Below are 14138 nucleotides of genomic sequence, written 5' to 3'. Positions count from 1 at the left end.
GATCGTCGCCGACACCTTCGCCGATGTGCTCGGCCTGGACCGGGTCGGCTTGGACGACGACTTCTTCGCGCTCGGCGGTAACTCGCTCAGCGCCACCCAAGTCGCCGCCCGGCTCTCCGCCGCCCTCGACACCGACCTGGGCGTGCGGGAACTGTTCGAGGCGTCGACGGTGGCAGCGCTGGCCGCCCGCGCCGAATCCCATGCCGGCGCCGGGGGCCGGGCCGCGCTGGAACCGCAGCAGCGTCCGGTGGTGACCCTGCTGACGGGCGAGGTCGTGCAGCGAGTCCCGCTGTCGCTGGCCCAGCAGCGGATGTGGTTCCTCAACCGGTTCGACCCCGAATCGGCGGTGGACAATATCCCGGCCGCGGTGCGGCTGTCCGGTCTGCTGGACCGCCAAGCCCTGCAGATCGCGGTCGCCGATGTGCTCGCCCGGCACGAATCGCTGCGCACCTTCTACCCGGAGGTCGATGGCACCGCCTACCAGCAGTCGGTGCCCACCGCGAAGGTGATCCCCGATCTGACCCCGGTCGAGGTCACCGAGGCGCAGCTGCCGCAACAGCTGTCCGAACTGGTGCTCACCGCCTTCGACGTCACCACCGAGGTTCCGTTCCGGGCCCGGCTGTTCGAGGTGAGCCCCACCGAACATGTGTTCGCGATCGTGGTGCACCACATCTCGGCCGACGGGTTCTCCATGGGACCGCTCACCCGCGATGTGATGACCGCCTACGGCGCGCGGGTCGACGGCGGCGAACCGGCGTGGCGTCCGCTGGAGGTGCAGTACGCCGACTACGCGCTGTGGCAGCGTGAGGTGCTCGGTTCCGAGGACGACCCGGAGTCGGTGATCTCGCAGCAGATCTCGTTCTGGACCCAGGCCCTGACCGGGCTGCCCGAACAGCTGGATCTGCCCGCCGACCGGCCGCGTCCCTCCGTCGCCTCCGGGCACGGCGCCACCCACCTGTTCCAGATCGACGCCGACACCCACGGCAAACTCACCGAGCTCGCCCGCACCCGCGGTGCGACGCTGTTCATGGTCGCGCACACCGCGCTGGCGGTGCTGCTGTCGCGGCTGTCCGGTGAAGAGGACATCGCCATCGGCACCCCGGTCGCCGGCCGCGGTGAACGTGCCCTCGACGACCTGATCGGCATGTTCGTCAACACCCTGGTGTTGCGCACCCCGATCGACGGCGGCACCAGCTTCACCGATCTGCTGCGCACGGTCCGCGCCGCCGATATCGCCGCGTTCGGGCATGCCGATCTGCCGTTCGAGCGGTTGGTGGAGATCCTGAACCCGGCGCGTTCGCAGGCGCGGCATCCGCTGTTCCAGGTGATGCTGTCGTTCCAGAACACCGGCCAGAGCAGCCTCGAGCTGCCCGGTCTGACGGTCAGCGGGGTGGACCTGCCGATCGAGGTGGCCAAGTTCGATCTGCAGTTGGTGCTGTCGGAATCGGCCGAGTCCGGTATCAGCGCCGAACTCATCTACGCCACCGATCTGTTCGACCCGGCGACCATGGCCGACTTCGGCCGCCGGTTCACCCGGTTGCTGCAGGCGGTCGCCGCCGACCCGGACCTGGCCGTCGGCGATATCGACCTGCTCGAGCGGGCAGAAACCGAACTGGCGCTGCGCGGGTGGAACGACACCGCCCACGACCTGGGTGCCCCCACCACCCTGGTGGACGACTTCGCCGCCCAGGCCGCAGCCACCCCGGACGCGGTCGCGATCGTCGACCCGGCCGACGGAACAGCCCTCGGTTACGGCGAGTTCGCGGCCCGCGTGCACCAGCTCGCGCACCGCCTCGTCGCGGCAGGCGTCGGACCGGAAACGCTGGTCGCGCTGGGGATCCGCCGCTCGGTGGATCTGGTCGTCGCCATGTACGCGGTGCTGGAAGCAGGCGGCGGCTATGTGCCGCTGGACCTGGACCAGCCCGCTGAACGCATCGGCTACGTCCTCGACACCGCCGACCCGGTGTGCGTGCTGACCACTGCAACCGACGATTTCCGGGCCGACGGCCACACCACCCTGGTGCTGGACGAACTCGACCTCACCGGCTACCCGGGCACCCAGGTCACCGACTTCGAACGGACCGCGCCGCTGCGCCCGCAGCACCCCGCCTACGTGATCTTCACTTCCGGTTCCACCGGACGGCCGAAGGGTGTCGCGGTACCGCACAGCGCGGTGGTGAACCAGATCCGCTGGATCACCGGTGCATACGGGTTCGGCGCCGACGATGTGGTGCTGTTCAAGACCCCGGCCACGTTCGACGTGTCGGTGTGGGAGCTGTTCGGCCCGCTGACCACCGGCGGCCGCCTGGTGGTGGCCGCACCCGACGGGCATCGCGATCCGCAGTACCTGGCCGATGTGGTCGCCGCCGAACGGGTCACCATGACCTCGTTCGTGCCGTCCATGCTGACCGTGTTCGCGGGCGGTGTCGCCGACAGCGGAGCCGATCTGTCGTCGCTGCGTGCCTTGTTCGTCGCCGGTGAAGCCTTCACCGGCGACGCGGTCGCCGCCGTCCGCCGGATCGGCAGCGATATCACCCTGTACAACCTGTACGGGCCCACCGAGTTCACCGTGCACGCCACACACGGCCCGGTCGCCGACGAGGTGACCGGCGCGGTGCCGATCGGCGCGCCCGTGTGGAACGCCGCGGCCTATGTGCTGGACGCGCGGCTGCATCCGGTCGCCCCGGGTGTTGCGGGCGAACTGTATCTGGCGGGCGCCCAGTTGGCGCGCGGTTATATCGGCCGTGCCGACCTGACCGCGGACCGGTTCGTCGCCGACCCGTTCGGCGCGCCGGGCACCCGGATGTACCGCACCGGTGACCTGGTGACCCGCGACAGCGCGGGCGTCATCACCTATCTGGGCCGCACCGACTTCCAGGTGAAGCTGCGCGGTCTGCGTATCGAGCTCGGCGAGATCGAAACCGCGCTCACCGCCCATGAGGCCGTCGCCCAGGCGGTCGCGCTGGTCCGTTCCGACGCCCATACCGGCGACCGGTTGGTCGGCTACGTGGTGCCTGCGACCGGTAAAACGATCGATGTCGAGGCGATGCGCACCTACTTGGCGGGCCGCCTGCCGTCGTATATGGTTCCCGCCGCGATCGTGGTGCTCGACGCCATGCCGCTCAACCCGAACGGCAAACTCGACCGGCGCGCCCTGCCGGAACCGGCGTTCGAGGCGCGGGAATTCCGGGCCCCGAACACTCCGGTGCAGGAAATCGTCGCGGCCACCTTCGCCGAGGTGCTCGGCCTGCCTGCACAGCACCCGGTCGGCCTGGACGACGATTTCTTCGAACTCGGCGGCAACTCGCTGATCGCCACCCAGGTGGTGGCCCGGCTCGGCGCCGCGCTCGACACCCGAGTGCCGGTACGCGCCCTGTTCGAGGCCCCGACCGTGGCCGCGCTTGCGGTGCAGGTGGAGGCGCAGGCAGGCACCGGACGCCGCCGTGAACTGGTGGCGGGCCCGCGCCCGGCCGAAGTGCCGCTGTCGCTGGCGCAGCAGCGCATGTGGTTCCTCAACCGGTTCGACAGCAGCACCGCGGTCAACAACATCCCGCTCGCGGTGCGGCTCACCGGCGATCTGGACACCGACGCGCTGGGTCGCGCCGTCGCCGATGTGATCGACCGGCACGAGGTGCTGCGCACCGTCTACCCGGAAACCGCGGGCGGACAGGGTGTGCAGGTGGTGCTCCCCGCCGGGCAGCACACCATCGACCTGACCCCGATCGAGGTGCCCGAAGCCGAGATCCGGGACCGCATCAGCGAACTGGTGCTCACCGGTTTCGATGTCACCGCCGAGGTCCCGGTGCGCGCCGCGCTGTTCCGGGTCGCGGGCTCGGGGGACGTGAACACCCATGTGCTGGTGTTCGTGGTGCACCACATCTCCGGCGACGGCTGGTCGGTGCGTCCGCTGGCCCGGGATGTGATGATCGCCTACGCGGCCCGCACCCGCGGTGAGGCGCCGGGTTGGGCGCCGCTGCCGGTGCAGTACGCCGATTTCGCGCTGTGGCAGCGGGAAACGCTCGGCTCCGAGGACGATCCGCAGTCGCTGATCTCCCAGCAGGTCGCCTACTGGTCGCAGACTCTGGCCGGGCTGCCCGACCAGCTGGACCTGCCCGCCGACCGGTCCCGGCCTGCGGTCGCCTCCAACCGGGGCGAGGTGTACGAGTTCGGTATCGACGCCGAACTGGTGCGTGGGTTGAACACGCTGGCCCGTGAGCACGGCGCGAGCCTGTTCATGGTGGTGCATGCGGCGTTCGCGGCGCTGCTGTCGCGGCTGTCGGGCAGTGACGATATCGCCATCGGCACCGCGGTCGCCGGTCGTGGTGAGGCCGTCCTCGACGACGCCATCGGCATGTTCGTCAACACCCTGGTGTTGCGCACCGGAATCGACTCGGCCGAACCGTTCACCGCACTGCTGGCCCGGACCAGGGAAACCGACCTCGCCGCGTTCGGGCAGGCCGATCTGCCGTTCGAGCGGCTGGTGGAGATCCTGAACCCGGCGCGTTCGCAGGCGCGGCATCCGCTGTTCCAGGTGATGCTGTCGTTCCAGAACACCGGGGAAACCTCGTTCGAGCTGCCCGGACTGGACGTGGCCGGCGTACCGCTGGACGTGGTGACGGCGAAGTTCGATCTGCACCTGAACGTTTCCGGCGGTGTCGACGGTGAGGGCATGACCGCCGAGTTCGCCTACGCCACCGATATGTTCGATCACGCCACGGTCGCCCGCACCGCGGATCGGCTGCTGCGGATACTGTCCGCGGTGGTCGCCGACCCTGCCTCGGTCATCGGCGATATCGACCTGCTGGATGCGGCCGAACGCACGCGCATCGTGCGCGACTGGAACCAGACGGCGTTCGATCTCGACGCCGAGCTGGCTGTCGCCGCGCTACCCGACACAGCGCCGGCGGCGACCCTGGTGTCGCTGTTCGAGGCGCAGGCTGCCCGCACCCCGGATGCGCCCGCGGTGTTGTTCGAGGGGACAACTCTGTCCTACGCAGAGTTCGCCGCCCGGGTACACCGCCTGGCCCGGCACCTGATCTCGCTCGGCGTCGGTCCGGATACGCAGGTGGCGCTGGGTATGCGCCGCTCGATCGAACTGGTTGTCGGTATGTATGCGGTGAGCGTGGCCGGTGGCGCGTATGTGCCGCTGGATCCGGATCATCCGGCCGACCGCAACAAGTATGTGCTCGATACCGCGCGCCCGGTGTGTGTGCTCACCACCTCCGGCGACGAGTTCGATGCCTGCGGTCGCGCCACGGTCGAACTCGACCGGATCGACCTGTCCGGTTACTCCGACGCCCCGGTCACCGACGCTGAACGCATCGTCGGGCTGCGCGGGTCCAGCACCGCGTATGTGATCTTCACGTCCGGTTCGACGGGCCGCCCGAAGGGTGTGGCGGTGTCGCACGCGGCGATCGTGAACCGTTTGGTGTGGATGCAGTCGGAGTATGGGCTCGCGGCTGATGATGTGGTGTTGCAGAAGACGCCTGCGACGTTCGATGTGTCGGTGTGGGAGTTCTTCTGGCCGTTGCAGGTCGGTGCGCGTCTGGTGGTCGCGAAACCGGACGGGCATCGCGACCCGGCGTATCTGGCCGGGGTGATCGTGGACGAGGGCGTCACCACCCTGCACTTCGTGCCGTCGATGCTGTCGGTGTTCGTCGCCGACGAGCGTGCTGCCGAGTGTGTCTCGCTGCGTAATGTTTTCGCTTCGGGTGAGGCGTTGCCTGCGGCGACGGCGCAGCGGTTGCGTGAGTTGACCGGTGCGCGGTTGCACAACCTGTACGGTCCGACCGAGGCCGCGGTGGATGTCACGTTCCATGAGGTGACCGATGCTGATACCGCGTCGGTGCCGATCGGTGCGCCGGTGTTCAACACGCAGGTCTACGTGCTGGACGCCCGACTGCGGCCCGTTCCGGTGGGTGTGGCAGGTGAGCTGTATCTTGCAGGCGCCCAGTTGGCGCGCGGTTACGTAGCCCGCCCGGATCTGACCGCGGATCGTTTCGTTGCCAACCCGTTCGGTGCCGGTGCGCGGATGTATCGCACCGGTGACCTGGTGGCGTGGAACGCTGCGGGGGAGCTGGATTATCTGGGTCGTACCGACTTCCAGGTGAAGCTGCGTGGCCTGCGTATCGAACTCGGCGAAATCGAATCCGCGCTCACCGCGCTGGACTCGGTCGCGCAAGCGGTCGTCGTGGTCCGCTCCGATGCCCGGCTCGGCGACCAGCTGGTCGGCTATGTGGTCCCGGCCACGGACCGGACCGTCGATATCGACGCCGCCCGTGCCCACCTCGGCGCGGAATTGCCCGCGTACATGGTGCCGTCGGCGTTCGTGGTGCTCGACGAGTTCCCGTTGAATGCTTCCGGCAAGCTGGATCGTAAGGCGTTGCCTGCTCCGGTGTTCGAGGCCAAGGTGTTCCGGGCTCCGTCGACTCCGATCGAGGAGATCGTGGCCGACACCTTCGCCGATGTGCTGGGCGTCGCCCGGGTCGGTGTGGATGATGATTTCTTCGAACTCGGCGGCAACTCGCTGCTGGCCACCCAGGTCACCGCGCGTATCGGCGCGGCGCTGGATGCCCAGCTCGCGGTGCGCGACCTGTTCGAGGCATCGACCGTGCAGGCGCTGGCCGCCAAGGTGGAACTCTCCGCGGGCTCCGGGCGGGCCCGGCCGAAACTGGTCGCCGGGCCGCGACCGGAACGGATTCCGCTGTCGCCCGCCCAGCAGCGCTACTGGTTCCTCAATCAGTTCGACACGGCCGCATCCGCCGTCGACAACATCCCGCTCGCGGTGCGGCTCACCGGGCGGCTCGACGTACCGGCGCTGGAACAGGCGATCGGCGACGTATTCGCCCGCCACGAGGTGCTGCGCACCACCTACCCGCGCTCGTCCGACGGACCGCACCAGGTGGTCGCACCCGCCGCCGGGGCAGCCCCCGCGCTGACTCCGATCGAGGTCGCCGAATCCGAGCTGGTCGGCAAAGTCATCGAATTCGCGCTGACCACCTTCGACGTCACCGTCGAGGTGCCGCTGCAGGTCGCGCTGTTCCGCATCGTCCCGGGCAACGCAACAGCCGACGACGCGAACCCCGACACCGACCATGTGCTCGCCTTCACCGTGCACCACGTCGCCGCCGACGGCTCCTCCATGGGACCGCTGGCCCGCGACGTCATGGCCGCCTATGTGGCTCGCGTCAACGGTGATGCCCCGCAGTGGGCGCCGCTGCCGGTGCAGTACGCCGACTACGCGCTGTGGCAGCGTGCGGTGCTCGGCGACGAGGACGACCCGGAATCAGTGGCCGCCCAGCAGGTCGCGTACTGGAAGGCCGCCCTGGCCGACCTGCCCGACCAGCTGGAACTGCCCGCGGACCGGCCGCGCCCGCCGGCACAGTCGTTCCAGGGCAAGGCGATCCGTTTCGAGATCGACCCGCAGCGCCATGCCAAGCTGCACGAGCTGGCGCGGGCGAACAACGCCTCGCTGTTCATGGTCGTGCACGCAGCGCTGGCGGTGCTGCTGTCGCGGCTGTCGGGCACCGACGATATCGCCGTCGGCACCCCGATCGCGGGCCGCGGCGAACGCGAACTCGACGATCTGATCGGTATGTTTGTCAACACTCTGGTGTTCCGGACGGCGGTGCGCCAGGGGGACAGCTTCGCCGAACTGCTCGCCGATGTGAAGGAACGTGACCTCGAGGCGTTCGCCAATGCCGACGTACCGTTCGAGCGGCTGGTCGAGGTGCTCAACCCGGTACGTTCCACTGCGCGCAATCCGCTGTTCCAGGTGGGGCTGTCGTTCCAGAACCTGGCCGAGACCACCTTCGAACTGCCGGGGCTGACGGTCAGCGCGGTCAATTTCGATTCGCAGCTGGCGAAGACGGATCTGCACGTCACCCTGTACGACCGCTACGCCGACGACGGCGCTCCGGCCGAGATCATCACCGAATTCGGCTATGCCATCGACCTGTTCGACGAGGCGACGGTGCAGGGCTTCGCGGATCGGTTCGTGCGAATTCTCGACGCGGTGGTCGCCGACGCGACCCGGCCGGTGGGCGAGATCGAACTGTTGGATGCCGACGAAGCGGTGCGCATCCTCGAGACGTGGAACGATACGGCGCACGAGGTAGACTCCGCAGCCACCTTGCCCTCGCTGCTGCGCGACACCGTCGCGCGGACCCCGGACGCGGTGGCGCTGATCGCCGACGATCCGACCGGGGCGGGTAGGTGGGACATCACCTTCACCGAACTCGATCAGCGGGTCAACCGGATAGCCCGTTATCTGATCGATTGCGGTGTCGGGCCGGAGGACCGGGTGGTGCTGGCCATGCGGCGCAGCGCCGACCTGGTGATCGCCATGTACGCGGTGGCTGTGGCCGGGGCCGTCTATGTGCCGATCGACCCCGATCAGCCCACCGAGCGTGTCGAGTACATCCTCGGTATGTCTGCGCCGTTCTGTGTGCTGACCACCGGTCGTGACGGCTTCCGCACCGCTGTCTCGGAGGTCGTGCGGATCGAGGACATCGATCTGTCCGGGTTCTCCGGCGAGCCGGTGCACGATACCGAACGACGTGCCCCGTTGAACTCCGCCAACACCGCGTACCTGCTCTTCACTTCCGGTTCCACCGGGCGGCCCAAGGGCGTCGCGGTGGCGCATCGGGCGATCGTCAACCAGTTGCTGTGGGAAATTTCGGCGTTCGAGCTGGACGGCAACGACGTGGTGCTGCTGAAGACCGCTTCGACCTTCGACGTTTCGGTCTGGGAGTTCTGGACTACCGCGGTCTGTGGTGGCCGCATCGTGGTTGCCGCGGCAGACGGGCATCGCGATCCGGCCTACCTGAACGAGTTGATGCGCGATACAGGTGTCACCACCTTGCATGTGGTGCCGTCCATGTTGGACGCGCTGCTCACCGAATCGGGCAACGAACTGCCCGGCTCGCTGCGCCGGGTGCTCGCCATCGGTGAGGCGTTGCCTGCCGCGACCGCACAGCGGGTACTGGCCGGTTCCTCCGAGATCGAGCTGTACAACCTGTACGGCCCGACTGAGGCGGCGGTATCGATCACCAGCCATAAGGTCACCACCAGCGATCAGCTGTCGGTCCCGATCGGCGTACCGGAGTGGAACAGCCGGGTATACGTGCTGGACGCTCGGCTGCGACCGGTCCCGGTCGGAGTGTCCGGTGAGCTGTACCTGGCAGGCACGCAGCTGGCGCGCGGCTACTTCGACAGGCCGGACCTGACCGCCGATCGGTTCGTCGCCGACCCGTTCCGCACGGGCGAGCGTATGTACCGCACCGGTGACCTGGTGGCCTGGCTTACCGCCGACGACGGTAGCGGACGCCTGGAATACCGGGGCCGCACCGACTTCCAGGTGAAGATCCGCGGTTTCCGCATCGAACTGGGCGAAATCGAGGCGGCTCTGCTGCGCCGTCGGCAAGTGAGTGCCGCAGCGGTGCTCGCACACACCGATCCGCATATCGGCGACCGACTGGTGGCCTATGTGGTGCCCGCGGCCGGAGCGATCAACAAACGAGAACTACAGTCTGTGCTCGCGACGGAGCTGCCGTCGTACATGGTGCCGTCGGTGATCGTCGAACTCGACGCGCTGCCGTTGAACGTCAATGGCAAACTCGACCGCAAGGCACTGCCGGAACCCACCTTCGAGAAGGCGGTGTTCCGCGCCCCGACCACCCCGATCGAGCAGATCGTTGCGAATACTTTCGCCGAGGTGCTGCGGGTCGGCGACCAGTCCGGCGACGACCGGCGTATCGGCCTCGACGACGATTTCTTCGCCTGGGGCGGTAACTCGCTGCTGGCCACCCAGGTCGCGGCGCGGCTCGGCGAGGCATTGAACACCCGGGTGCCGGTGCGGCTGCTGTTCGAGGCGTCGACTGTCTCCGCGCTGGCCGTGCGAGTCGAACAGCACGCCGAGGCAGGCGGACGCAAGGCGCTGACCGCGGGCCCGCGGCCGGAACACATTCCGCTGTCGCTGGCACAGCAGCGCATGTGGTTCCTCAACCGCTTCGACACCCAGTCGGCCGCCTACAACGTGCCGATCGCGGTGCGGTTGTCCGGCGCCCTCGACGTGGCCGCGCTGCGGGCCGCGATCGCCGATGTGGTGAGCAGGCACGAAATCCTGCGCACCATCTACCCGCAGACCGAACAGGGGCCGGTGCAGGTGATCCTGCCCACGGCCCGCGCGGTACCGCGGCTGGATGTGCGGGTCGTGGCCCCCGACGAGGCCGAAGCCGCCGTGGTTGCCCTGACCTCCACCATCTTCGACGTCACCAGCGAGGTGCCGATGAAGGTGGCGCTGTACCAGATCGTCGGAACCGACCAGCAGCCGGACGGCGCCGAATACGTACTGGCCATGGTGGTGCACCACATCTCGGGTGACGGCTCCTCGGTCGGGCCGCTGACCCGCGACCTGATGACCGCATACGCCGCGCGAGCCATGGGTGAGGCGCCGAACTGGGCGCCGCTGGCGGTGCAGTACGCCGACTACAGCATCTGGCAGCGGGAACTGCTCGGCGACGAGAACGATCCGGAATCGCTGGCTGCCAAACAGGTCGCCTACTGGCGGGAGGCGCTGGCCGATCTGCCCGACCAGCTGGACCTGCCGTCGGACCGTCCGCGTCCGGCCGTGCAATCCTTCGCGGGTGGCAAGGTGGCTGTGCGTATCGACGCCGACACCCATCGCGCGCTGATCGAACTCGCCAGGGCCGAGGGTGCGACGCTGTTCATGGTGGTGCACACCGCGCTGGCGGTGCTGCTGGCCCGGCTGTCGAGCACCGACGACATCGCCATCGGCACCCCGATGGCGGGCCGCGGCGAGGCCGTGCTCGACGACCTGATCGGCATGTTCGTCAACACCCTGGTGTTCCGCACCCGCGTCGAGACCGATGCACCGTTCACCGAACTGCTGGCCCGCCAGCGCGAAACCGATATCCAGGCTTTCGCCAACGCCGACGTACCGTTCGAGCGGCTGGTCGAGGTGCTCAACCCGGTGCGCTCCACCGCACGGCATCCGCTGTTCCAGGTGGGTCTGTCGTTCCAGAACCTGGCCCAGGCCAGCCTGGAACTGCCGGGGCTTGCAGTGTCCGGGCTGGATATCGACACCGCGCTCTCGCAGTTCGACCTGCACCTGATCGCCACCGACCGCTACGGCGACACCGGCGAGCCGGAAGGCATCACCGGGTTCTTCACCTACGCCACCGACCTGTTCGATCACGGGACGGTGCAGGGCTTCGTGGACCGGTTCGTCCGGCTGCTCGGCGAGATCATCGCCGCGCCGCGCACCCCGGTCGGCGATATCGAACTGCTCGACAGCGCCGAACGCGACGCGCTGGTCCGCGGCCGCAACAACACCGCCAACCCGGTGGACCCGGACGCGACCCTGGTCTCGCTGCTCGACGCCACGGTGGCGGCCGATCCGAAGTCGGTCGCGCTGGTCACCGACGACGAGCAACAGCTGACCTACGGTGAGCTGGACGCCAGGGTGAACCGCCTCGCGCGGCAGCTGATCGCCTCGGGTGTCGGACCGGAATCGCGGGTCGTGCTGGCCATCCGCCGTTCGGTGGATCTGGTGGTGGCCATGTACGCGGTGGCCAAGTCCGGTGGCGCGTATGTGCCGGTGGATCCGGATCAGCCTGCCGAACGCACCGGCTACATCCTGGAGACCGCCGCACCGGTGTGCGTGCTGACCAACGCGGATACACAGTTCACCACCGACGTTGCGCCCGTGACGTCACTCGACGACCTCGAGCTGAGCGAGTTCAGCAACGCCCCGGTCACCGATGCGGACCGGCTCGCGCCGCTGCGCCCGCGCAACACCGCCTACGTCATCTTCACCTCCGGTTCCACCGGTCGGCCGAAGGGGGTCGCGGTGCCGCATGCGGCGATCGCGAACCAGTTGCAGTACAAAGCCGTCGAATTCGGTCTGGACGCGGCCGACGCCGTGCTGTTGAAGACAGTGGCGACGTTCGACCTGTCGGTGTGGGAATTCTGGTCGGCCGCGGTATGCGGTGGCCGACTGGTGATCGCGTCCCCGGACGGGCACCGCGACCCGGCCTACCTGAACGAACTGATGCAGCGCGAATGGGTCACCACCCTGCATGTGGTGCCGTCGATGCTGGACGCGCTGCTGACGGCCGGGTTGCCGGATTCGCTGTGGCGGGTGCTGGCGATCGGTGAGGCACTGCCCGGGGCGCTGGCGCAGCGGTTCATCGCCGAATACCCGCGCACCGAACTGTTCAACCTCTACGGTCCGACCGAGGCCGCGGTCTCGATCACCACCCATCGGGTGTCGGCCGCCGACGAGGCGACCGTCCCGATCGGCGTGCCGCAGTGGAACAGCCAGGTGTATGTGCTGGATTCGCGGTTGCGGCCGGTGCCAGACGGGGTCGCCGGCGAGCTGTACCTGGCCGGTGATCAGCTGGCGCGCGCCTACTTCGGCAGGCCCGACCTGACCGCGGAGCGTTTCATCGCCGACCCGTTCGGCACGGGCGGGCGGATGTACCGCACCGGTGACCTCGCCGCCTGGCGGGTCACCCGCACCCCGCGGGGCGCGGAGCAGGCGGTGCTGGAATACCGGGGACGCACCGACTTCCAGGTCAAGATCCGCGGGTTCCGCATCGAGCTCGGCGAGATCGAGGCGACGCTGCTGGCGTTGCCGCAGATCGCGCAGGCCGCGGTGGTGGCGAAGTCGGATCCGCGTACCGGCGACCGGCTGGTCGGCTATCTGGTGCCCACCGAGGACGCCGAGGCCGATGTGGCACAGGTGAAGGCGGCGCTGAGCGAGGTGTTGCCGTCGTACATGGTGCCGTCGGCGTTCGTGGTGCTCGAGGCGTTGCCGTTGAACATCAACGGGAAGCTGGATCGGAAGGCGTTGCCGGAGCCGGAGTTCGAGGCGACCGTCTTCCGTGCGCCGTCGACTCCGATCGAGGAGATCGTGGCCGGCATCTATGCCGATGTGCTCGGCGTGGAGCGGGTCGGCGCAGATGATGATTTCTTCGCGCTCGGTGGTAACTCGCTGCTGGCCACTCAGGTGGCGGCGCGGATCGGTGCTGCTCTGGATACGCGGGTGCCGGTGCGGACGTTGTTCGAGGCGTCGACGGTTGCCGGGCTTGCGGCGAAGGTGGAGCAGCATGCTGGTGCTGGTGGGCGTCAGCCGTTGGTGGCGGGTCCGCGTCCGGATGTGGTGCCGTTGTCGCTGGCGCAGCAGCGGATGTGGTTCCTCAACCAGTTCGACACCGCCTCGGCCGTCAACAACATCCCGGTCGCTGTCCGCCTGTCCGGCGCGCTCGACCTGCACGCCCTGCAGCAGGCCGTCGTCGATGTGGTCGGCAGACACGAAACCTTGCGCACCGTCTACCCCGAATACGACGGCGCCGCGCAGCAGGTGATCCTGCCGACCGAACAGGCCGTGCCCGACCTCACCCCGATCCCGGTACATGCCGACGAGGTGCGCCGCCGGATCATCGAGGAGGTCTCCGCCGGATTCGATGTGACCATCGAGGTGCCGTTGCGCGCCAAGCTGTTCCACGTCGACGGCAGCGAATACGTGCTGGTGTTCGTCGCCCACCACATCAGCGCCGACGGCTGGTCGATGGGACCGCTCACCCGCGACGTCATGGTCGCCTACGCCTCGCGCGCCGCGGGCGTGGACCCCGGCTGGGCGCCGCTGCCGGTGCAGTACGCCGATTTCAGCATCTGGCAGCGGGAAGTGCTCGGTTCCGAAACCGACCCCGACAGCCTGATCAGCAAACAGGCCGACTACTGGCGGACCGCGCTGGCCGGACTGCCCGACGAATTGAACCTGCCCGCCGACCGGCCACGGCCGACGACGCAGTCGTTCGCGGGCGGGCGCGTGGTGTTCCCGATCGACACCGAGCTGCACGCTGCGCTCACCGAGATCGCCAGGCAGCACAACACAACCCTGTTCATGGTCGTGCACGCCGCGCTCGCACTGTTCCTGGCGCGGCTGTCCGGCACCGACGACATCGCCATCGGCACACCCATCGCCGGCCGCGGTGAAGCCGAACTCGACGATGTGATCGGCATGTTCGTCAACACCCTGGTGCTGCGCTCGCATGTCCCCGGCGAGATCACCTTCGCCGAACTGCTGGCCGCCACCAAGGACACCGACCTGC

General features: G+C 68.6%; 1 protein-coding gene. It reads left to right on the top strand.

The annotated features are described in order from the left end of the window. Nucleotides 1-14138, top strand: a 14138-nt coding sequence (locus B0T44_RS24710) for a non-ribosomal peptide synthase/polyketide synthase (protein WP_139795350.1), incomplete at both ends; no start/stop codon positions are given.

It is taken from the genome of Nocardia donostiensis (assembly GCF_002081715.1).
GTDB classification, from domain to species: domain Bacteria; phylum Actinomycetota; class Actinomycetes; order Mycobacteriales; family Mycobacteriaceae; genus Nocardia; species Nocardia donostiensis.
The sequence above is the reverse complement of the archived record's forward strand: the minus strand, read 5'-3'. Positions and strand labels throughout refer to the sequence as shown.